General features: G+C 69.9%; 22 protein-coding genes and 3 tRNA genes. 6 read left to right on the top strand and 19 right to left on the bottom strand.

All coding sequences use genetic code 11. From position 1 onward, the window contains the following. Positions 1-157: 157 nt before the first annotated feature. Complete coding sequence (locus ABIC61_RS16605) at positions 158-634, bottom strand: Clp protease N-terminal domain-containing protein (protein ID WP_354030804.1); 477 nt, start codon at positions 632-634, stop codon at positions 158-160. Between the two features lie 69 nt (positions 635-703). Between ABIC61_RS16605 and ABIC61_RS16600 the strand changes: the two genes are divergently transcribed. After that, complete coding sequence (locus ABIC61_RS16600; protein WP_079237739.1) at positions 704-1636, top strand: NAD(+)/NADH kinase; 933 nt, start codon at positions 704-706, stop codon at positions 1634-1636. A gap of 139 nt (positions 1637-1775) precedes the next feature. Here ABIC61_RS16600 and ABIC61_RS16595 read toward each other — a convergent pair whose 3' ends face one another. The 15 genes from ABIC61_RS16595 to tilS form a co-directional block, all read right to left on the bottom strand. Beyond that, positions 1776-2846 carry a sigma-70 family RNA polymerase sigma factor gene (locus tag ABIC61_RS16595; RefSeq protein ID WP_144756824.1) on the bottom strand — a complete coding sequence of 357 codons (1071 nt, stop codon included), beginning with the start codon at positions 2844-2846 and terminating at the stop codon, positions 1776-1778. Between the two features lie 340 nt (positions 2847-3186). Beyond that, positions 3187-3351 (bottom strand): hypothetical protein, encoded by a 165-nt coding sequence (locus ABIC61_RS16590; protein ID WP_354030803.1) that lies wholly within the window; start codon positions 3349-3351, stop codon positions 3187-3189. Positions 3352-3414: 63 nt separating this feature from the next. Continuing rightward, a complete protein-coding gene (locus tag ABIC61_RS16585) occupies positions 3415-3600 on the bottom strand; it encodes a hypothetical protein (protein ID WP_354030802.1) in 186 nt (61 codons plus the stop codon). A 61-nt stretch (positions 3601-3661) separates the two neighbouring features. Further along, positions 3662-3865: a hypothetical protein gene (locus ABIC61_RS16580; RefSeq protein WP_031262806.1), complete on the bottom strand. Its 204-nt coding sequence runs from the start codon at positions 3863-3865 to the stop codon at positions 3662-3664. Between the two features lie 29 nt (positions 3866-3894). Further along, entirely contained in the window at positions 3895-5400 is a 1506-nt protein-coding gene (gene lysS / locus ABIC61_RS16575; protein WP_354030801.1) for a lysine--tRNA ligase, read from the bottom strand. 55 nt (positions 5401-5455) lie between these two features. Then, the gene (locus ABIC61_RS16570) at positions 5456-6148 is read right to left on the bottom strand and encodes a Rossmann-like and DUF2520 domain-containing protein (RefSeq protein ID WP_354030800.1); all 693 of its coding nucleotides are present in this window, start codon (positions 6146-6148) and stop codon (positions 5456-5458) included. Next, positions 6145-7902 carry a PH domain-containing protein gene (locus tag ABIC61_RS16565; protein WP_354030799.1) on the bottom strand — a complete coding sequence of 586 codons (1758 nt, stop codon included), beginning with the start codon at positions 7900-7902 and terminating at the stop codon, positions 6145-6147. Before ABIC61_RS16565 ends, ABIC61_RS16570 begins: the two co-directional genes overlap by 4 nt. 8 nt (positions 7903-7910) lie before the next feature. After that, positions 7911-8432, bottom strand: a complete 522-nt coding sequence (locus ABIC61_RS16560; protein WP_354030798.1) for a PH domain-containing protein — start codon at positions 8430-8432, stop codon at positions 7911-7913. Positions 8433-8477: 45 nt separating this feature from the next. Then, positions 8478-8966 (bottom strand): DUF3180 domain-containing protein, encoded by a 489-nt coding sequence (locus ABIC61_RS16555; RefSeq protein ID WP_354030797.1) that lies wholly within the window; start codon positions 8964-8966, stop codon positions 8478-8480. Next, the gene (gene folK, locus ABIC61_RS16550; RefSeq protein ID WP_354030796.1) at positions 8963-9529 is read right to left on the bottom strand and encodes a 2-amino-4-hydroxy-6-hydroxymethyldihydropteridine diphosphokinase; all 567 of its coding nucleotides are present in this window, start codon (positions 9527-9529) and stop codon (positions 8963-8965) included. The genes ABIC61_RS16555 and folK overlap by 4 nt, the downstream gene beginning before the upstream one ends. Further along, positions 9526-9921 carry a dihydroneopterin aldolase gene (gene folB, locus ABIC61_RS16545; RefSeq protein ID WP_144756838.1) on the bottom strand — a complete coding sequence of 132 codons (396 nt, stop codon included), beginning with the start codon at positions 9919-9921 and terminating at the stop codon, positions 9526-9528. The genes folK and folB overlap by 4 nt, the downstream gene beginning before the upstream one ends. Next, positions 9918-10844 (bottom strand): dihydropteroate synthase, encoded by a 927-nt coding sequence (gene folP / locus ABIC61_RS16540; RefSeq protein WP_354030795.1) that lies wholly within the window; start codon positions 10842-10844, stop codon positions 9918-9920. Before folP ends, folB begins: the two co-directional genes overlap by 4 nt. 6 nt (positions 10845-10850) lie before the next feature. Next, on the bottom strand, positions 10851-12836 hold the full coding sequence (gene ftsH / locus ABIC61_RS16535; protein ID WP_144756842.1) for an ATP-dependent zinc metalloprotease FtsH: 1986 nt from the start codon (positions 12834-12836) through the stop codon (positions 10851-10853). A gap of 121 nt (positions 12837-12957) precedes the next feature. Continuing rightward, positions 12958-13509 (bottom strand): hypoxanthine phosphoribosyltransferase, encoded by a 552-nt coding sequence (gene hpt, locus ABIC61_RS16530; RefSeq protein ID WP_097181743.1) that lies wholly within the window; start codon positions 13507-13509, stop codon positions 12958-12960. 9 nt (positions 13510-13518) lie between these two features. Further along, a complete protein-coding gene (tilS, locus tag ABIC61_RS16525; protein ID WP_354030794.1) occupies positions 13519-14538 on the bottom strand; it encodes a tRNA lysidine(34) synthetase TilS in 1020 nt (339 codons plus the stop codon). Between the two features lie 50 nt (positions 14539-14588). On the opposite strand from tilS, the gene ABIC61_RS16520 reads away from it, so the two are divergent. After that, positions 14589-15080, top strand: coding sequence for an inorganic diphosphatase (locus ABIC61_RS16520; protein ID WP_070417329.1), 492 nt, complete (start codon positions 14589-14591; stop codon positions 15078-15080). A 109-nt stretch (positions 15081-15189) separates the two neighbouring features. Here ABIC61_RS16520 and ABIC61_RS16515 read toward each other — a convergent pair whose 3' ends face one another. Next, the gene (locus ABIC61_RS16515; RefSeq protein WP_354030793.1) at positions 15190-16617 is read right to left on the bottom strand and encodes a C40 family peptidase; all 1428 of its coding nucleotides are present in this window, start codon (positions 16615-16617) and stop codon (positions 15190-15192) included. 31 nt (positions 16618-16648) lie between these two features. Further along, a complete protein-coding gene (locus ABIC61_RS16510) occupies positions 16649-17920 on the bottom strand; it encodes a M23 family metallopeptidase (protein ID WP_144756850.1) in 1272 nt (423 codons plus the stop codon). 300 nt (positions 17921-18220) lie between these two features. Here ABIC61_RS16510 and ABIC61_RS16505 point away from each other — a divergent pair. From ABIC61_RS16505 to ABIC61_RS16490, 4 genes are all read left to right on the top strand, one after another. Further along, positions 18221-18293: transfer RNA gene (locus ABIC61_RS16505), tRNA-Glu, on the top strand. Between the two features lie 57 nt (positions 18294-18350). Beyond that, positions 18351-18427: transfer RNA gene (locus tag ABIC61_RS16500), tRNA-Asp, on the top strand. 1 nt (position 18428) lies between these two features. Beyond that, a tRNA-Phe gene (locus ABIC61_RS16495) sits at positions 18429-18501 on the top strand. A gap of 146 nt (positions 18502-18647) precedes the next feature. Further along, positions 18648-19286 (top strand): hypothetical protein, encoded by a 639-nt coding sequence (locus ABIC61_RS16490; RefSeq protein WP_354030792.1) that lies wholly within the window; start codon positions 18648-18650, stop codon positions 19284-19286. 172 nt (positions 19287-19458) lie between these two features. On the opposite strand, the gene ABIC61_RS16485 is transcribed toward ABIC61_RS16490, so the two are convergent. Continuing rightward, positions 19459-20871, bottom strand: a complete 1413-nt coding sequence (locus ABIC61_RS16485) for a hypothetical protein (RefSeq protein ID WP_354030791.1) — start codon at positions 20869-20871, stop codon at positions 19459-19461. Between the last annotated feature and the right edge of the window lie 678 nt (positions 20872-21549).

The raw sequence follows: 21549 nt of genomic DNA, 5'->3' as shown, positions 1-21549 counted from the left end.
CCCGGGGGCTGGTCCCGGTGGGGCCCGCCCCCACCCCTGCGGCGCGCCCAGCCCCCCCCCCCCCGCCCCCGGGGGGGGCCGGGGGGGGGCCCCCGGGGGGGGGGGGGGGGGGGGGGCCCCCCCCCGCGCCTCCAGACCGCCCTTCGGTCGCGTTCGACTACCCGCGTCGCGCCGCGCGACGCAGCGCACGCCGGAACCGGCGCGGCTCCACGCCGAGGCGTTCGAGGACGTCGTGCGCGGCGCCCATGAAGGGGTCGTCGACGCCGTCGAGCACCGCGAGGACGACGTGGTGCGGACGGACCCGCTTGAGGGGTCCGGCGATCTGGGCGGCCCGCGCGAGGATGCGTGCGGCGGCCGGCGTGCAGGTGACGCGGTCGGTGACGTCCGGGCAGACGGCACCGGCGCCGATGAAGACGCTGCTCGCGGTCCGGATGCGTTCGGGCGAGACGCCGTGCGCCTCGAGGACGTCACGGAAGCGGGGCATGCCGCTGCAGAGCGTGACGGCGGCCAGCAGCAGGTGCTCGGCGTCGAGGAAGCCGTACCCGGTCTCTCGGGACTCCTGCTCGGCGAGCAGCACGATTTCGCGGCCGTGCCGAAGGGTGGGCATGGCGACGGAGAGCGCGGCGGTCTGCATACATACAGAATATCTCATGTGCAGGCGCGCACCAGAGGAGATCTCGGGTCCGCTCGGTACGATCCGTGCATGGAGCAGCCCGTCGTCGGCCTCGTCGTCCACCCGACCAAGAACGTGCAGGAGTCCGTCGTGACCCTGCAGCGCTGGAACGCGTCCGGGCGCGGGCGGCTCGTCGCCCGGCGAGCGGACGCGCAGCGCATCGGGGGTGGTGTCGACGTCATCGGCGACGAGGACTTCACCGAGGAGGTCGACCTCGTCGTCGCGCTCGGCGGGGACGGCACGATGCTCGGCGCCATGCGACTCGTGGCGAAGCGCCCCGTGCCGGTGCTCGGCGTGAACTACGGCAACGTCGGCTTCCTGGTCGAGATCGAACCTCCCGAGCTCGAGGCCGCACTCGAACGGCTCTCCGCCGGCGACTACCAGCTCGAGCCGCACCACGCGCTCGAGGCCCGGCTGTTCTGGAGCGGGGCGCGCACCGACTACCTCGCGTTCAACGACCTCACCATCGTGCGGCGCCCCGGCGCCGGGCAGGTCTCGGCGGACCTCAGCGTCGGCGGGCTCGGGTACGGGTACTACCGCGCGGACGCCATCGTCGCCGCGACCCCGGCCGGGTCCACCGCGTACAACTACGCCGCAGGCGGACCGGTCCTCTCCCCCGCCCTGTCCGGCTCCGTCGTGACCCCGGTCGCCCCGATGGCGGGGATCGACCGCGCCGTGGTGCTCGCCGCCCGCGAGCGCTACCGGTTCGACATCGCCGAGGGCACCAGGAGCGCCGCGCTCGAGGTCGACGGTCTCGTCGTCGGCGAGGTCGCGACCGGTGCGCAGCTCGACGTCCGGCTCCGGAAGGACGCCGGGAGCGTCGTGCGGCTCGACGCCGAGCGGCACGGACGGACGGGCCGGGTGAAGCTCAGCCTGCTCGACCTCCCGGTGCGCCCGGACCAGCTCATCGAGCTCATCCCGCAGGACCTCCGGCAGAAGCTCGGTCGCGAGGTCGAGGAGTAGGGACACCTCCTGGGAACGTGAATGGCCCGCTCACACCGAAGTGCGAGCGGGCCGTCCCATCACCCCACCGGATCGTCTTCCCACAGAACGACCCGGTTCCCCGTGCCGGCACTCACGCGCCGGCCGAAGTCCGCTGACCTCAGTCGGTCAGGTACAGCTGCATGTCCTGCGAGACCGCCTTGGCGAAGAGGCGGAGCTTCGCACGGGACTCCACCCGGCTGACCGCCTGGCGGGTCGTGTGGACGATCTTGGAGATCTCGTCGAGCGTCATCGGCTTGTCGTCGTCGAGGCCGTAGCGCATGCGGATCACGTTCGCCTCGTCGCTCGGCAGCTCGGCGACGATCGAACGGATGTCGCGGTGCAGGAGCGTGGTCTCGGTGAGCTCGTTCGGGGACGCTGCGTCCTCGTCCTCGATGAAGTCGCCGAGCTCGCTGTCGTCGGAGTCGCCGACGACGGTGTGGATCGAGACCGGCTCGTGCGAGCGGCCCTTGAGGTCGACGAGTTCCTCGACGCTCATGCTCAGCTCGGCGGCGACCTCGTCGGGCATCGGCGCACGGCCGAGGTCGACGGTGAGGTCACGCTCGGTGCGGGAGATCTTGTTGATCAGTTCGACCGTGTGGACCGGGATGCGGATCGTGCGGGCCTTGTCTGCGAGGCCGCGGGAGATCGCCTGACGGATCCACCAGGTGGCGTACGTCGAGAACTTGTAGCCCTGCGTGAAGTCGAACTTCTCGACGGCACGGACGAGGCCGAGGTTGCCCTCCTGGATGACGTCCATGAAGGGGAGGCCACGCTGCGAGTAGCGCTTGGCGATGCTCACGACCAGGCGGAGGTTCGAGGTGATCATCCGCTCCTTGGCACGTTCGCCGTCACGGACGAGCCAGCGGAGTTCACGCTGCAGGGTCTTCGCGAGCCCGGCCTCGGTGTTCAGCTTCTCCTCGGCGAAGAGGCCGACCTCGATGCGGCGGGCGATCTGGGCTTCCTCTTCAGCGGTGAGGAGCGAGAGGCGTCCGATGTGGCGGAGGTAGTCGCCGACCTGGTCGACCGAGGCGCCGCGGACACCCGCGAGCTGCTCGTCGGCTTCGACCTCGGTGTCGAGCGTGGTGGTCTCGACCGCGGTGACCGTGGTCTTCGCTGCGGCTGCCTTCTTGGAGCGGCGCGCGGTGGTGCCGGTGGTCGTCGTCTTGGGTGCTGCGGTTGCGATCGTCATGATGACTCCCTGCGTTCGACGGGTGATGACCTCGTTGGGGGTGTCACGAGTAAAGCGTTCCGGAGGTGTACCCCACAAACCGATGCGATCGATTCTCAGGCTTCTCCGTGCTTCATCATCGAAACCGTCCCCCACGGGGTACAGCATGTCGCCAGTCTGGTCCCCCGACAGCCCGGGAATCAAGGGCATGACGTGATGTTTCCGGCGTTGCATCGGTGTTTCATGCTCGTTTCCGAACCTGTACCCCGCTGTGCCGCGTCGAGCGGACACAGAAAAGGGGTACGCCTGACCGGATCATCGCGACCCGGTCGTCGTACCCCGAAAACCGAACAGGTGGGGGTCACCAGGAGGGTTCGAGCCACCCTTCGCGGCGCTTCGACACCTCGAGGTCGGCGTCGCGGTCGAACTCGTCGTACTCGCTCTCGATGTCGCCGACCAGGCTCCGGCCGGAGAACCCGTGGCCACGGACGGCGCTGCGGCCGGAGATGATCTGTGTGATGGACATGCCGACGATGCTCACCCCGGCCGGCGACGACGGGGTGAACGCGCGGTGACGATCCCCGGACGCTCAGACGTCGATGTCGTCGTCGTCCCCGTCGGGCCAGACGGCATCGTCGCGCGCGGGGTCGGCGATGACCGTGTGCCCGAACGCGTCCTCGGGGTCGAGGTCCGCCGGGTCGACGTCCGACGGGTCGAGGCCCGCCGGGTCGAGGCCCGCCAGGTCAGCGGGGTCGGTGTCGCGGTTCGGGCGCATGCCCGACAGGGTCACACCGCGCGGTGAACGCCGGGTGAAGCCGTCCGTGACGGGCGGAGTGCTACTCGGCCGAGGCGGGTGCCGGCGCCGGGACGCCGTGCTCACGCTCGAACCGCGCACGCTCCTCGGCCTCGACCTTGGCGTACGCGGCACGCTCGGTGCGGTCGGCCCGCATGATGGCGCGCATCACGAACCAGAAGATGAGGCCGACGACGACGGTCGGCGTCAGGGCGAAGATGATCCCGGTCACGACTCCATGCGGCACCGCAGCATCGTACCTCGCCGAACCGTGCGCTACTTGACCAGGGGGAACAGGATCGTCTCGCGGATGCCGAGCCCCGTGATCGCCATGAGCAGGCGGTCGATGCCCATGCCCATGCCACCCGACGGCGGCATCGCGTGCTCGAGCGCCCGCAGGAACTCCTCGTCGACGCGCATCGCCTCGAGGTCGCCGCCGGCGGCGAGCTTGGCCTGCTCGACGAAGCGCTCCCGCTGCACGACCGGGTCGACGAGCTCGGAGTACGCCGTCGCGAGCTCGAAGCCGCGGACGTACAGGTCCCACTTCTCGACGATGCCCGGACGGGTCCGGTGCTCGCGGGTCAGCGGGGAGGTGTCGACCGGGAAGTTCATCACGAACGTCGGGCGGTCCAGCGAGTCGATGACGAAGTGCTCCCAGAGCTCCTCGACGTACTTGCCGTGCGTGGCGTGCGCGACCTCGACGCCCTCCGCAGCGGCGAGTGCCTGCAGCTCGGACAGCGGCGTCTCCGGGCTGATCTCGCGACCGGCGGCCTCGGACAGCGAGCCGTACATGTCGATGCGCGGCCACTCGCCCCCGAGGTCGTACGTCGTGCCGTCGGCCCACGTGACCTCGAGCGCCCCACCGGTGACCGCGCGGGCGGCGTTCTGCACGAGCTCCTGCGTGAGGTCGGCCATCTGCTCGTAGTCGCCGTACGCCTGGTACGCCTCGAGCATCGCGAACTCGGGCGAGTGCGTCGAGTCGGCGCCCTCGTTGCGGAAGTTCCGGTTCACCTCGAACACCCGGTCGATGCCGCCGACGACCGCCCGCTTGAGGAAGAGCTCCGGCGCGATGCGCAGGTACAGCTCGGTGTCGAAGGCGTTCGAGTGGGTCACGAACGGTCGCGCCGAGGCACCGCCGTGCTGGGTCTGCAGCATCGGGGTTTCGACCTCGAGGTAGTCGTGACCGGCGAACGTCTGTCGGAGCGAGGCCATCACGGCGGCACGGGCACGGACGGTGGCCCGCGCTTCCTCGCGCACGATGAGGTCGAGGTACCGCTGGCGGACCCGGGTCTCCTCGTTCAGTTCGTTGTGGAGGTTCGGCAGCGGCAGGATCGCCTTCGCCGCGATCGCCCACTCGTCGACCATGATCGACAGCTCGCCACGACGCGAGGAGATCACACGGCCGTGCACGAACACGTGGTCGCCGAGGTCGACGAACTCCTTCCAGCGTGCCAGCGACTCCTCGCCCACCTCGGCGAGGGAGACCATCGCCTGGATGCGGGAGCCGTCGCCGGACTGCAGCGACGCGAAGCAGAGCTTGCCGGTGTTGCGCGAGAACACGATGCGGCCCGCGACGCCGACGACGTCGTCCGTCTCGACCCCGGTCTCCAGGTCGGCGTACTCGTCGCGGACCGCCTTGATCGTCGTCGTGATCGGGAGCTCGGCCGGGTACGCCTCGATCCCCGACTCGAGGAGCTTCGCCCGCTTGTCGAGCCGGACCTGTCGCTGCTCGCTGGTCTCTTCCGCGGAGAGCTCGGTGGCGGGTGCGGTCTCGTCGGTCATGCTGGTGCGGCTCCGATGGTCGTGGGGGTCCCCGAAATCGTACCGCCCGCCCCGACTACAGCGTCGCCTGCCCGTCCACCGCGGCGAGCGCGTTGTCCACCGCGGTGCGGACCAGCGCGCCGAGGACCCGGCCCGGGTACTCGACCCCGATGTCGGAGAGCGTGCCCGCGGACTGGTCGACGATGGCGGTCGAGAAGCTCACCGCGGCCCGGACGGCATCGGCGTAGGCGGGCCGGTCCTGCTCGGTGACGACGAACGGCTCCGCACCCATCTCCACGACGAGCGCCTGCGCGATCGGGAGCACGGGCGCCGGCGCGGTCACGGCGCAGTACGCGTCGCGGAGCCGGGTGAGGTCCACGCTCGTCCCGGTGAACGCCATCGCGGGGTGGATCGCGAGCGGGATCGCGCCGGCCGCCATCGCGGGCTGCAGGATCCCGACGCCGTGGTCCGGGCTGGTGTGCACGACGAGCTGTCCCGGCTGCCAGATGCCCGCGTCGGCGAGCCCCTGTACGAGGCCGGCGAGCTGGTCGTCCGGCACCGCGAGGAGCACGAGTTCACTGCGCTCGACGAGGTCCGGCGTCTCGAGGACGGGGGCACCGGGCAGCATCGCCTCGGCGCGGTCGCGTCCGGCCTCGGACACCGCGGTGACACCGACGACGGCGTGCTCCGCGTTCGCGAGCGCGGCGCCGAGGACGGGTCCGACCCGCCCGGCGCCGACGACGCCGATGCCCAGCCGTCCCGCCCTCACCGGTCGGCTCCCGGCGGCGGGACCTCGCCCCAGGGGCTGACTGGAGGCACGGTGCCGGTCGCGCGGTCCGCGTCGGGTCCGGCAGGGGCTCTGTCCACGGCCGTCTGCGGTTCCGCAGCGTCCGTGGCGGACGTGTGCCGGGCCTCCCGTTCGCGCCACCGGTGGGACGTGTCGACCGCAGCGGCCTCGACGGCACGCTCCGCGGTGTCCGACCACAGCCGCTGCGCGTCGCGCGCGTCGAGCGCACCGACCCGGGCCGACACCGGACCCTGCACGGTCTGCACGTGCACCGACGCGAGCCGCAGCGCACGCTCGAGCGGTCCCTGGGACACCTTGACGCTCTGCACGCGTGGCAGGGGCACGATCACGAGCGAGCGCCAGACGGCGCCGAGCCGGAGCAGGACGGCGCCGGGGACGAAGCGGTAGCCGTTGCGGCGGAACGCGAACGGGCGCAGCCAGGCGCCACGGCGGGGCGAGTGCACGAACCCGCCGCGGTCGCGCGTGGTGGTGAGGCTGTCGTCGACGACGTTCACGGCTTCCGAGGAGCCCTCGCGGAGTTCCTCCTGCGACGCCGCGGGTCCGGCGACGGCGGTGCCGACGAGGCCGGGGAGGATGATGTCGAGGACCTCGCGGACGTCGCGCGCGGTGCCGACCGGCAGCACGATCGACGAGACCTGCTGGTTGTTCGACGCTCCGTTGCCGGCGTTCGTCGCGCGGTTGATGCGGACGTCCCACCAGCCGAAGGGCCGCCAGAGCAGCGGCTGGGCGACGCTCACGGCGTGGATGCGACCGGGCGGCAGTGTCTCGTTCGAGGTCGACACCAGGCCGAAGCCGATCCGGATGCCGTCCCGCGTCTCGGCGATCGTGTACTGCAGCGAGCGCGAGAACTTGCGGACGTAGTAGCCGCCGGCACCGATCACCGCGGGGAACAGGCCGAAGAGGATGCCGTACTCGTCGGTGAGCGCGACGCTGACGATCATCGCGGCGACCGCCAGCAGGATGAACACCGTCGTCCCGGAGAGCAGCATCGACGCGATGAGCCGACCGGGGTGGACCTTCACGATCCGGGTCGCACGGACCGCGGCGGGGTCGAGTTCCGGCGAGAAGATCTCGTCGACGCGGTCTTGCAGGACGCCGTTCGACAGACGTGCCGAGCCGCTGGACTCCTCGTCCTTCGCGCCGGACGCGAGCACGAGGATGCGCTGCCGGAGGTCGTCCGCCGCCTTCGTGCCGAGGTAGGCGAGCTGCACGTTGGCGTCGTTGCCGGCCTGGGCGATCTCGAGCTTCGCCGTACCGAAGATCCGCGGTACGAGCGGCCGGGAGATGTTGATGCCCTGGATCCGGTCGAGCCGCGCCTTCCGGTTCGTCCGGAACAGCACGCCGGAGCGGACCTCGACGATCTCGCCGGTGACGCGGAACTCGTGCATCCGCCACGACAGGTAGAACAAGCCGATCAGCACGACGAGGAGCACCACGATGCCGAGCAGCACCCACCCCACGACGCCGTGCTCGTACACGTAGCGGACCGGGTCGCCGTCGTCCTGCGGGCCACCGCCGGGGATGAAGAACTCGACGAGCTGGTCGCGCAGGCTGTTCAGCACGTAGCCGAGGATGACGATGAGGAAGATGCCGCCCTTGAGCAGCGGCGTCAGCGGGTGCATGCGGTGCCACTCGCCGTCGGTGAGCGGTGCGGCGGCCGCGGCGTTGCCGTGGCTCGGCGGTGCGGGCGGCGGCGGCCCGGGTCGGAACGTCATGCGCGCCCCTACAGTCCGGCGCGACGCGACTCGGCGAGCTCGACCAGTCGGTCGCGGAGCTCGTCGGCGTCCTGGAACGGGATGCCCGGGATCCGGACGTTGGTCGACGCCGCAGCGGTCACGAACTTCAGCTCGCTCATGCCGAGCACCCGGTCGAGGGGGCCGCGGTTCACGTCGACGAGCTGCATGCGGCCGTACGGCACCGCGGTGAAGCGCTGCCACATCAGCCCGCGCCGCAGCACGAGGTCGTCGTCGCGGAGCGCGTAGCCGATGGCCCGCACGCGACGGGGCGTCAGGATCGCGGTGACGAGGGCGATGATGCCCACCGCGATGCCGATGAGCAGCCAGACCGTGCCGGCACCCCGTCCGAAGCCGCCGCTCACGACACCGATGATGACGCAGCCGGCGGTCACCACCACGCCCACGAGGACGGTCGACACGAGCTCGGTCCAGACGAGCTTCGGGGACACCCTGGTCCATGTGGTCCCGGTCAGGCCGAGTCCCGGTTCGTCGAGTCGTTCACGCGGCATCGCGGGTCTCCTGCGGTCGGGTCGGTGCGCCTGGGCGCGGCGGGGTCAGTGCGCCTGGGTCGTGCCGCCCCGGGGGAGGTCGTCGTCATCGTCATTCGGAGGTGCGATGCACATGTGTTCGGCGACGAGTGCGCACACGGTCAGCACGATCCCGCCCCCGACCGCCACGACGTTCGGCAGGGTCGAGCCTAGCGAAGGGAACGCCGACCGGGTCAGGAGGTACACGACCAGCCCGAGGGCGAAGCCGCCGAACAGTGCGCCGCAGATGCTCGACGCCTTCGCGAGCACCACGACGCGGGTGGCGTAGAGCGGGTCCACGGGGCGAGCCCGGCCGGCGCCGTCACGGGCGTGCCGGCGCACCGGGCGGGCCATCAGGACGACGGCGATGCCGATGAACGCGAGCGTGACGCCGAGGGGCGTCGCGAGGAACAGCGCGGGCGCCTGGCGCGAGGCGAGGACGGCGTCGAGGGCGAAGCCGGCCACAGCTGCCACGACGGCGATGCTGATCAGGGTGGAGGCGCGGGTCGGCTTCACGAGGCGGCTCCGGTTCGTCCGTCGGGTGCGGTCGCGGGCCTGGAGGCGCGGGCCGGCTCGTCGAAGAGGCGCGGCTCGTCGACGCGCTCGGTGTCGTCCCCCACCGCGGCGAGCAGGTCGGCCACCGGCCCGGCACCCGGCAGCACGGCGTCCGGGTCTGCGTCGAGCCACGGCGCGAGCACGAACGCCCGCTCCCCGGCGCGGGGGTGCGGCACGGTCAGGGTCGCGGTGTCGAGGGAGAGGTCGTCGAACGCCACGAGGTCGAGGTCGAGCGTGCGGTCGCCCCAGCGGACCTCGCGGGTGCGGCCGTGGTCGTCCTCGATGCCGTGCAGGGCGTCGAGGAGCTCCTGCGGCTCCAGCTCGGTGTCCACCACGACGACGGCGTTCCGGTAGCGGGGCTTCGTCGTGTCCGGGCCGTCGAGCGTGACCGCGACGGACTCGACCTCGCGGCTGGACGCCACCGGGCGCACGCCGGGCAGCGCCGCGATCGCCTCGGCGGCTGCGCGCAGGGTGCTCCCCCGGTCGCCGAGGTTGGCGCCGAGGGCGACGACGGCGCGGCTCACTCTTCTTCCTCGTCGCCCGTCGGCCGGGCAGCGCCACGGGTGCGTCGGATGGTGATCGAGACGTCGGTGAACGGCACCGTGATGGGTGCCTGCGGCTTGTGCACCGTCACCTCGGTCGCCAGGGCGGCACGGTGGGTCAGCACGGCGGCCGCGATGCGCTCGGCGAGGGTCTCGATAAGGTCCACCGGGTCGCGTTCGATCTCGGCGACGACCTGCTCGGCGAGCACCCCGTAGTGCACGGTGTGTTCGAGGTCGTCGCTCCCCGACGCGACCCGGGCGTCGACCTCGACCGCGACGTCGACGACGAAGTCCTGCCCGTCGGCGCGCTCGTGGTCGAAGACGCCGTGGTGGCCCCGGGCGCGTACCCCGGTCAGGCGGATGGTGTCCCTCACGATCGAGCTGCCCTCCAGGCGTCCCAGACGTCGAGCACGGCACGGGTCGGTGCCGGGTCGTGCACGCGTACACCCCACGCCCCGCGTTCGGCGGAGAGCAGGCTGATGGCGGCGGTGGCGAGGTCGCGGTCCTTCGGTGGGGCACCGGCAGCGCTGCCGATCCCGTCGAGGAACCGCTTGCGGGAGGCGGCGACGAGCACCGGCAGCCCGATGGACGCGAAGCGCTCGTAGCCGGCCAGGATCTCCCAGTTCTGCACGCCCTGCTTGGCGAAGCCCAGCCCGGGGTCGATCACGACCTGCTCTTGGCGGACCCCGAGGACGATGAGCTCGGCGACGCGGAGTTCGACCTCGCGCCGGACCTCGTCGACGGCGTGCACGTACTCGGCGTTGCGGTACATCCGGTCGCTGTGCCCGCGCCAGTGCATGACGACGAAGCCGGCGCCGGTGTCCCGGACGACGCGGGCCATGTCCGGGTCGGCGAGGCCACCGGAGACGTCGTTCACGATCGCGGCCCCGAGCTCCACCGAGCGCTCGGCGGTCGCGGCGTTCATCGTGTCGACGCTCACCGTGATGCCCTCGGCGACGAGCTCCTGCACGACCGGCAGCACCCGTTCCTGCTCGACCTCGACGGGCACGCGCTCGGAGCCGGGCCGGGTGGACTCACCGCCGACGTCGACGATGTCCGCCCCGGCCGCCACGAGCTCCCGGGCGTGCTGCACCGCGGCGTCGTACGCCTGGTGCAGCCCGCCGTCGCTGAACGAGTCCGGCGTGACGTTGAGGATGCCCATCACACGGGTGCGCTGGTCGACGGAGGTCCCGCGGTGGCGGTCCCGCCGTCGACCGGTCGACTCGTGTGCGGCAGCGGTCGACGCCTGGCTCACCGCGGCGAGCCGACGCGACCGCCTCGTCGGCAGGTCGGTCATGCCGGCCTACGCGGGGGCGATACCCGGGTTGCCGAAGGGACGGCGACGGGGCTTCGACGACTCGGTGTCGGAGTGCTCGGCCGCGGTGGAGGCGGCCTTGCCGGGCACCTCGATCGCGGGCAGGTTGCTCACCGGACGCTTGTCGCTGGAGAGCCACTGCGGGCGCTCCGGCAGCTTGCGGACGTCCTTGAAGATCTCCACGAGCTCCGGAGCGTCCAGCGTCTCCTTCTCGAGGAGCTCACCGGCCAGGCGGTCGAGGATGTCCCGGTTGTCGTTGAGCACCTGGTAGGCCTCGTCGTGCGCGGCCTCGAGCAGGGCACGGGTCTCGGCGTCGACCGTCTCGGCGATGTTCTCCGAGTAGTCGCGTCCGGTGCCGCCGCTCATGTCACGACCGACGAACGGCTCGCTCGACCCGGAGCCGAGCTTGACGGAACCGACCGCGCGGCTCATGCCGTACTCGGTGACCATCTTGCGCGCGGTGCCGGTGGCCTTCTCGATGTCGTTCGACGCACCCGTGGTCGGGTCGTGGAAGACGATCTCCTCGGCGACGCGACCACCCATGGCGTAGGTGAGCTGGTCGAGCAGCTCGTTGCGGGTGACGGAGTACTTGTCCTCGAGCGGGAGCACCATCGTGTACCCGAGGGCACGGCCACGCGGCAGGATCGTGATCTTCGTGACCGGGTCGGTGTGGCGCATCGCCGCCGCCGCGAGCGCGTGACCGCCCTCGTGGTACGCCGTGATGAGGCGCTCCTGGTCGGACATGATCCGGGTGCGGCGCTGCGGGCCGGCCATCACGCGGTCCACGGCCTCGTCGAGGGCGCGGTTGTCGATGAGCTGCGCGTTCGACCGGGCCGTGAGCAGCGCGGCCTCGTTCAGGACGTTCGCCAGGTCGGCGCCGGTGAAGCCCGGCGTCTTGCGGGCGAGGAGCTCGAGGTCGACGCTCGCGGCGAGCGGCTTGCCCTTCGCGTGCACCTCGAGGATCTGCTTGCGGCCCTGCAGGCTCGGGGCGTCGACACCGATCTGGCGGTCGAAGCGGCCCGGACGCAGCAGTGCGGGGTCGAGGACGTCGGGACGGTTCGTCGCGGCGATGAGGATGACGTTCGTCTTGCCGTCGAAGCCGTCCATCTCGACGAGGAGCTGGTTGAGCGTCTGCTCGCGCTCGTCGTTGCCGCCGCCGATACCGGCGCCACGGTGCCGACCCACGGCGTCGATCTCGTCGATGAAGACGATGGCGGGCGAGTTCTGCTTGGCCTGCTCGAAGAGGTCACGGACGCGGCTCGCACCGACACCGACGAACATCTCGACGAAGTCCGAACCGGAGATCGAGTAGAACGGCACACCGGCCTCTCCCGCAACGGCGCGGGCGAGCAGGGTCTTGCCCGTTCCGGGAGGGCCGTACAGCAGCACGCCCTTCGGGATCTTCGCGCCGACAGCCTGGAACTTCGCCGGCTCCTTGAGGAACTCCTTGATCTCGTGGAGTTCCTCGATCGCCTCGTCGGAGCCCGCGACGTCGGCGAACGACACCTGCGGGTTCTCCTTGTTGTTCATCTTCGCCCGGGACTTGCCGAACTGCATGACCTTCGAGCCGCCGCCCTGGGCGCTCGACAGGAGGAACCAGAACAGGGCACCGATGATCAGGAACGGCAGGATGATGCCGAGCAGCGAGAGGAACCAGTTCCCCTGCTGGACGGTGTCGTTGTAGCCCTTGGGCAGGTTCGCGTCGTTGACGGCCTGGATGACCTCTTCACCGCGGGGCGTCGAGTAGTAGAACTGCTCGTGCGCGTTGCCGTCCTTCAGGGTGAGGTCGACCCGCTGCTCGGTGGAGTTCACCACCACGGAGGAGACCTTGCCGTCGGAGAGCTGCTCGAGGCCCTTCTGCGTGTCGATCTGCTGCGTACCGGACTGGCTGATCACAGCCCAGCCGATCCAGATCCCCACGATCGCGATCAGCACGTAGATGTACGGCCCGCGAAGGATGCGCTTGAAGTCCATGTGATCCGGGCAGAGCGCCCGACACCTTTCTCTGCCGAAGTTGCGTGCTGATCAGCATACGGCCGCGATTCTGTGGCGAGAATGGGTGTCCTCTGCGGGCGAACTCCACCCGCCGGCAGGATCAGCTGTAGACGTGGGGCGCGAGCACGCCGACGCCGCGCAGGTTGCGGTAGCGCTCGTCGTAGTCCAGGCCGTACCCGACCACGAACTCGTCGGGGATGTCGAAGCCCACGTACTTCACGTCGACCTCGACCTTGGCGGCCTCGGGCTTGCGGAGCAGGGCGACGATCTCGACGCTCGCGGCACCGCGCGACTCGAGGTTCTGCTTGAGCCACGACAGGGTCAGACCGGAGTCGATGATGTCCTCGACGATGAGGACGTCGCGCCCGTGCAGGTCGGTGTCGAGGTCCTTGAGGATGCGGACGACACCGGACGACTTCGTGCCGGAGCCGTACGACGACACCGCCATCCAGTCCATGCGGGCCTGCATCTTGAGGTGGCGCGAGAAGTCGGCCATCACCATGACCGCACCCTTCAGGACACCGACGAGCAGCGGGTCGCGCCCGGCGTAGTCGGCGTCGACCACCGCGGCGAGCTCGGCGAGCTTGTCGTCGATCTGCTCGGGGGTGAAGAGGACTTCGGACAGGTCTGCCTGGACGTCGGAGAGTTCCACCACCCCAGCCTAACCGGCGCTGAACGCCAGACGGTCGCCTGATCGGGACGCCTGCACGCCCGGCAGGTCGATCGGGCCCTGTCCGCTCCAGTCGGTGACGAGCCGGCACACCTCGAGGGTCTGCACGCGGGAGAGCGTCACGCCGAACTCGCTCTCGACCGCCAGGCGCACGAGTCGCTGCCGGAGGGCCGGCGGGTTGGCCGCGAGCTCCCGGACGGACAGCGAGATGCCGGCCTCGGAGTGCTCGGCGAGGTCCTCCGCCATCTCCTCGGCGAAGTGGTCGAGCGCCGCGGAGTCCTCGCGCAGCTGGTCGGCCGTCCGCGCGAGCGCCTCTGGCACCCCCGCACCGAGCTCGCGCTCGAGCGCCGGCATCAGGCTGTTCCGCACCCGGACGCGCGTGAACGCCGGGTCGTCGTTCTGCGGGTCGTCCCACGGCGCCAGTCCGGCGGCCACACAGGCCTGCCGCGTCGTGTGCCGGCGGACGCCGAGCAGCGGTCGCCCGTAGGCGTGTCCGGTGTCGCGTCGCGTCAGCGGCGCCATGCCGGACAGCGAGTCCGGCCCGCTCCCGCGGGCGAGGCCCAGCAGGACCGACTCGGCCTGGTCGTCGAGGGTGTGGCCGAAGAGCACGAGGGCCGACCCCGTCTCCGACGCGACCTGTGCGATCGACGCGTGGCGTGCCTCCCGGGCGGCCCCTTCGGGACCCCCTTCGGAACCGACGGCGACCCGACGGACCGTCACCGGTGCGAGTCCCAGCGCTGATGCCTGCCTGGAGGCGCGGCTCGCCACCGCCTCGGAACCCGCCTGGAGCGCGTGGTCGACGACCACTGCCCCTGCTCGCAGTTCCTGCTTGGGCGCCTCGAACGCCGTGGCCGCGGCGAGCGCGAGCGAGTCCGGTCCGCCGCTCAGCGCGACGAGCACGAGGTCCCCGGGGCGCACCGTGCGGTCCTCGAGCGCCTGCGCGAGCAGGGTTCGGACCGCGCGACGGGTGTCGGCGACCGCGGGGTCGAGCCGGGGACGCGGAGTGTTCACCCGGTAACGTTAGCCGCGCTTTCTTCCAGCCGAGAGACCAGGAGCGCAACATGGCCGCGTACGACGTCGTCGTCGAGATCCCCAAGGGCAGCCGCAACAAGTACGAGGTGGACCACGAGACCGGTCGCGTGTACCTCGACCGCGTGCTGTTCACCTCGTTCGTCTACCCGACCGACTACGGGTTCTTCGAGAAGACCCTGGCCGACGACGGAGACCCCGTGGACGCCCTGCTGCTCCTCGAGTACCCGACGTTCCCCGGTGTGGGCGTCAAGGTCCGCCCCGTCGGCGTCTTCAAGATGAGCGACGAGGCCGGCAACGACGCGAAGGTCCTCGTGGTCCCCGCGAAGGACCCCCGCTGGGCGCACATCCAGGACATCTCGGACGTCGACGAGCAGACGAAGGCCGAGATCGCGCACTTCTTCGAGCGCTACAAGGACCTCGAGCCGAACAAGTGGGTCAAGGCCGAGGGCTGGGGCGACGCCGCCGAGGCCGAGGCGATCGTCACGGCCGGCCAGGCCGCGTACGTGCCCGCCGGTCACTGACCGCCTGCGGTCGGGCGTTCGCGCCCGTCCGTCCGGGCGTTCGCGCCCCGCAACGAACAACGCGCCCCGTTCCGACGGGGCGCGTTGTTCGTTGCGGGGCGCGTTCCGGCTAGAGCGAGCCGCTCGGTCGTGCCACGTACGGCAGGAGCTGGCTCGGGGTCCAGATCGCCCGCTCGAGCACGCCGCGCTGCGGGTTCGCCGCCTCGACCATGGTGCCGTAGCCCGTCACGATCGAGTCGTGGTACGCCCCGGAGACGCTGCCGTTCGACGAGTAGAAGAGGATGTCGCCCGGCTGGCGCTGCGACAGGGGTACGAGACGGCCGATCGACTTGAAGTAGTTGTACTGCCAGACGACGTTGTGCCCACCGGTCGCGATGCCCTGCGAGCTGTACGCCATCATCACGAGGCCGGAGCAGTCCCACTGGTTCGGGCCGGCGCCGCCGAAGACGTAGGCGTCGCCGATCTGCGCACGGGCGTAGGCGATCGCGCCGGCGGCCTTGGACGGGGTGCTCGGCGCGGTGGGGGTCGTCGGGGCGGTGGGCGTCGTCGGCGTGGTGACCGGCGTGCTCGGCTTGGCGGGGGTGCTCGGGGTGCTGGGCTTGGCGGGCGTGCTCGGGGTGCTCGGCTTCGCGGGGGTCCCCGTGCCCGCGCCGGGGTTCGTGGGTGCGGTGCCGGGGTTGGTGGGTGCGGTGCCGGTGCCGGTGCCCGTGCCCGTGCCCGTGCTGGGCGTCGTGGACGTGGTGCCGCCGGTCGTCGTGGTCTGGGACGCGAGCTGCGCCTCGGCCTGCTTCGCCTGCTGGGCGTTCCAGTACGCGGTCTCCGTGGCGACGCTCGTGCCCTTGAGGAACGCGAGCTGCTGGAGGACCTCGTCCTGCTGCTCCTGCTCCTTCTGGACGCGGGCCTGTGCGGACGACGCCGTGTCGTTCGCGTCGTCGAGGGCGCGCTTCGTGGCGTCCGTGGCCTTGGCGAGCGCCGTCGTCGCCGCGGTCTGCTGTGCGGCGATCGAGTCGACGGTGTTCTGGTCCGCCCGGGCCTGGGCGAGCACGGTCGCGGAGCGCTCGGACAGGTGCGACATCGTGCCGACGCGGTAGAGCAGGTCCTTCGAGTCCCGCGCGTCGATGAGCATCGTCGTCGACAGGTCACCGCCACCGGTGCGCGAGAGCTCGACCACGAGCCCGGCGACCTGCTCCGCCGAGTCGTCCGCCTTGCTCTTCGCCCGCTTCGCCTGGGCCGTGAGGTCGTCGAGCGTCGCCTGCGCGTCCTGCTGCTCGGACGACGCGAGGGCGTACTTCTGTCCGGCCTGCAGCTCGACGACCTGCGCACGGTCGGCCGCGTCCTGCAGCGTCTGCAGGCGGTCGCTCAGCTCGTCGACCGTGGACTGTGCCTGGGCGGTGTCCGCCTTCGCCGCTCGCACGTCGTCCCAGCTCGGGGCGGACGGTGCCGCCTGGGCGGGGCCGGCGATCACGACGGAGAGGCCGATCCCGAGGACGGCGACCACCGCCATCCCGCAGGAGAGGGTGCGAGCGGAGTGCTTCACGGCGTTCAGGGCCTTTCGGGCGCGCACACGGTCATACCGAGATCCCCCGCGCTGCCATGAAGGGGACCGGGTCGACGGCGGAACCGTTCACCCGGGTCTCGAAGTGGAGGTGGCACCCGGTCGACCAACCGGTCGAGCCGATCTTCGCGATCTGCTGGCCGGCACTGACGTGCTGGCCGACGGACACGAGGATGCCGCCGTCGACGATGTGCCCGTAGGCGGTGGAGATCCCGCCGCCGTTGTCGAGCACGACCTCGTTGCCGTAGCCGCCACCGTTCGCGGCGAACGTCACCGTGCCGGAGTGGGCCGCGTAGATCGGTGCGTAGCAGGCGGGAGCGAGGTCCACACCGGCGTGCAGTGCGCGGTAGTGCGTGTACGGGTCGACGCGGTAGCCGAAGGGGCTCGTCTGGTACCCGCCGGAAGGACGCACCCAGCCGGAGGAGTTCGCAGCGCCACCGCCGGTGCCGCCGGAGTTCGTGGCCGCCGCCTTGGCCGCTGCTGCCGCGAGGGCCGCCTGCCGCGCCTTCTCGACCTGGACGCCCTTGTTGTACTTCGCCTCGACGTTCGCCTCGTTGCTGGTGAGGAGGGTGAGCTGCGCCTCGAGCCGGGCCTGGTTGTCGCCCTGTGCGTCGACGGCGGTCTGTGCTGCGTCGGCGGCGGACTGCGCTGCCTGCATCTTCTGCTGCGCCGCGTCGGCGAGCTTGCCGAGGGCGTTCTTCGCCAGGTCGGCCTTGTCGGCGAGGCCCTGGGCGACACCGCGGTCCTGCGTCGCCTGCGAGTAGATGCCGTCGGCCTGCTCGCTCAGCTTCGACATGGCGCCGAGTTCGTAGAGCAGGTCACCCGACTTCGAGGGGTGCGTGAGGATGTCCGTCGTCACGTCGTTGGCGCTCGCCCGACCGAGCTGCGCGGCGAGCTGGCCGGCCTGCTCCTCCGACGCGGCCGCGGTCTTCTCGGCGTCGTCCGCCTGCGACTGCAGCTTCTGCTGGGTGAGGGTCGCGTCGTCGTACTTCGTCTGCGCCGTCTGGTACGCCGTGCCGGCCGCCTCGGCGGATCGCTTCGCCGCCGACGCCTTCGTCGTGAGGTCGGCGATGAGCGCCTTGATCTCGCTGACCTTGGCCTGCTGCGCCGACTTGGACGCCTTCGCCTTCTGGACGTCCGACCAGCTCGGGTAGGACGCCGCGCTGGCCGACGTCATCGGAGCGAGGGCCGCGAGGGTGCCGGCGGTGAGCGCGACGGCGACCGCGGCGGCGATGAAGCGGCGGCGGGGACGGGGGCGGAGTGACAGCGATGGTGAGGTCGACATGTATCTCGATTTCGTAACAGCGCGGCAAGGCTCACGCACGTAACACTGTTAACAAACGCAACAGTAACAACAGGTGTCACGCCCGCACACCCCCTCGCACGAGGGGCACGGGCCGACGACGATGCTCGCATCCGAACACCGACAGCACGAATCGGGACCTGGAGCCCCACGGTGAGTGAAGCCCTGCACGCCAGCACGGACACCGCGACACGCCGGGGATTCCGCGGGGACGGCCGCCGATTTGTGAAACCCGCGGGGCATCCGTATGCTTGTCCATCGGTAGCGCGAAGCACCGCTTGCGGCCCTATCGTTTAGTGGCCTAGGACACCGCCCTTTCACGGCGGCAGCACGGGTTCGAATCCCGTTGGGGTCACTCTTCACAGGGTGAGCAAGCAAGCAGAGCACTACCGAGCAAGACACAACACAACATGGCCCTGTAGCGCAGTTGGTTAGCGTGCCGCCCTGTCACGGCGGAGGTCGCGGGTTCAAGTCCCGTCAGGGTCGCCACGGCTGGATAGCTCAGTTGGTAGAGCGTTCGACTGAAAATCGAAAGGTCCACGGATCGATGCCGTGTCCAGCCACAGCAGGAAGCCCCCGGTGAAGCCGGGGGTTTTCTTGTTTCTGGGGTCCGGTCCACTGCAGCTCCGGTGGCGCCGTGCCGGTTCTGTGCCGGTTGCGTGTCGCCAGACAACTCCGCCAGTGCTCCCGATCGGGCTAGCGTCGGAGTATGGAAGCCGGACGACGAGCACCCGATGATGGAGCTCCGACGTTCGACTTTGATGCCGTCGACTTCGTCACCGCAGACCATCACTTCCGACATGCGCGGATCATCGACCATGCGAAGCGCCCGTTCGGCGACGTCGAGACGATGGATACCTCTCTCGTCGAGCGCTGGAACTCGGTCGTCCCGCCGGAGGCCGTCGTGCTGCACCTCGGCGATCTGCTCATGGCCTCGATGAACGACGTCGGTGATGCTCTTGCCCTCACCCGTCAGCTGCACGGCCGTCGGCTGCTCGTCCCGGGCAACCACGACTGGGTCTCGCGAGCGACGCAGACAAGGACTCGCATCCAATCAATGACGCCTCTGTACGAAGCCGCCGGCTGGACGGTGCTCCCCGAGGTGCTGAACGGGTCACGACACGGGCAACTGCTCCGTGCTTCGCACTATCCGTATGACACTGTCCCGATCGACAAACTCAAGAAGGTCCGCCCGGTGCACGACGGTGTTCCACTGCTTCACGGGCACACACACTCGACGGCGGTCTTCACGAATGACGACGCGACGATGCATGTGGGCGTCGACGCTTGGAAGTTCGCACCGGTCCCGATGAGCGCTGTCGACACCTGGCTCCGAGAACGCATCTGAGCGCGGTCGTGCGGATCACTTGGCTGTAAGCGGCTTCGTTCGGTGTCGCCGTTTTCGCCCCGCTCCGTGTCGCGATCGCGTCCGGAAGGCGATCCTTCACCGGCCAAGGGGGGCCCATCAGTCGCCCCGTGGTACTTGCGGCGGCCCCATTCTCGTAACGAGAGCGAGGCTCTTAGTCTTCTTCGCGCAGGAAGTTTGCGCGGGCATTGGCTTCTTTGAGAATCGGATTATTCCTCGCATGCAGCCCGGGGCCGAACGCCTGGGGGAAGTTCCACCCGCGCCGCGCTTCATTGGTGAACACGTGGGCGAGACGTGAACTTAGCTCCGCGGTCGGCAGGCATACCAGGCCCTCCAGATCTGCCAGCGACAGCACCATTGTCGGTGTATCTCCTTGGGTCCCGTATTCTGGTACTCCGGAGTTCGCCATCCAGATCGCTTCGGCCGTGACGATCAGCCCGACGACCGGCCGATTGTCATTCGGTAGGAAGCTGACGCGCTTGTCCCGCTGCTGCACCTTCCGTGCGGTTGCGTCCACCTGATTGCGTGCCTTCGTGAGGTAGATCTCGGTGGCATACGCGATCTGACGGGGGTCGCCGGCGAGGGCTTTCGCGTTCAGGCGCGCGGACTTGCACTCGACGAGGACGACGAGGTCTGGCAGAACGAGGAACCAGTCGATCGACATCTTGTTCTCCGCGTCGAGTGGAATTTCACCGGTAACCTCTGCTCCGTCGATGAGTCGGAGCTGCCGACCAACGTAGGACTCAAGCCGCTTCCCGAGCTGCTCGTGGAACTCGGTGGCGCCGAACACGGCGGGCCCCACGTAGTAAAGGTTCTGCATGGATATCGCGTGCCAGACGAGCCGCGGCTCGGGCGCGATGATGCCCGTACCCGGCCCGAAGTCGACAAGCGGGTGGGTTCGGAGCGGGTTGTAGTCGTACTGCCCGGCCGTCTCGCGGAGCACTCCTGCGTTCATCGCATCGGCACGGTGCTCCTCTGGTGTGCGGGTCAGGTAGGCGAGAGCTCGATCGAGCTCCTCCCGTGGAGCGAGCTCTTCACCGATCCGTGGGTCCCAGGCGCTATCGAGGTCGATCCGTCCGCGCATCGACGCGATTACCTGCAGCACCGCTGTCGCCCTCACCATCTGCGGCAGCGGCATGCCGAACACTGGTGTCCAGTCCCACTCGGGGAATTCCTCCCACCCGGTGGCAAGGATCGCGATCGCACGGGCCATGTCGGTATAGGGGTTCCCTTGATAGGGGAATTGGTCATGCATGACTGGCGTGACGACCTCCGCCAGCGTCGGATCATCTCGGCCCACCGAGACGTCCCGGAGCAAGTTGAACAGCCGTGCGACTGCTCGCTGATTCACGCGATGCCCGGGGATTTCCTTCCCCCAGAGCAAGCACTCACGAGCGACGGTGGCGAAGTTCCACGGGGGGAGCGTTTTGAGTGTTTCCGATTTCAGCTCGTTGAGCCCATGCGTTTCCGCTGAATAGCGGCCCAGGAAGGGCAGTAACTCGCTCGGCCGGTATGCGCTGCACGCCTTGCGGAACTCGTCGTACGAGATCGGAGGACCGTCATCCATACCGCGAAGCTACATCGGTGAGCGCGCTGCCTGGGCGCAGAGGTCATCTAGCTTGAGGCCACACGGCCTCGGGAGCGCACAGAGCGCGAGAGAAGCCCGCCCCCTCGGCAGGGTCCGATAGACCACCCGCTTTCGGGACGCGTCGGTCGGCGAATTGGCAGAGTGAGTGTCTCGCGGAGACGCCGGGACGCTCCCTCTCGTCACACGACGGGCCGATTGGCACAGAGCCGCAGTACCCCTGCTCCCCCACCAATTGGTACTCCCTCGCGCCGGCCGTCGCAACCGCCGAATCTGACTCGCCCTGGCGATCAGAGCGCTTGGCTATTGGTCCGTGGACCGCAATCAACGTCTCGAGAGACAGGACACGCACTTCACGGTCAGACTTGCTACCCGTGGTTTGCCTCGCCTCATCGAGCAGCTCGCGCTCGATCGACACTCGGGCCATGGGCTAAGCCCCCTGCCAATGAGCCGATTCCCGATCGAGTCCGTCACGGAAGCGGTCGATCAACGCTGCGTCATCGAAATCTGGGACTGGCCGGCGCGCTCCCAATAGGAGAGTCTTCACGTCGCGGTCCTTCCTAGCGTCATACCGAGCCTCCCACATCGCTTCACGGAGGGCCACCCCACCGACCTGCAGAGACATCCTCCCGCTGCGTACGAACGCATATGCGGGCTCCA

The organism is Curtobacterium sp. 1544, assembly GCF_040544915.1.
Lineage (GTDB): Bacteria > Actinomycetota > Actinomycetes > Actinomycetales > Microbacteriaceae > Curtobacterium > Curtobacterium pusillum_C.
Note: the sequence above shows the minus strand (reverse complement) of the source record. Positions and strands in the feature narration are given on the sequence as shown.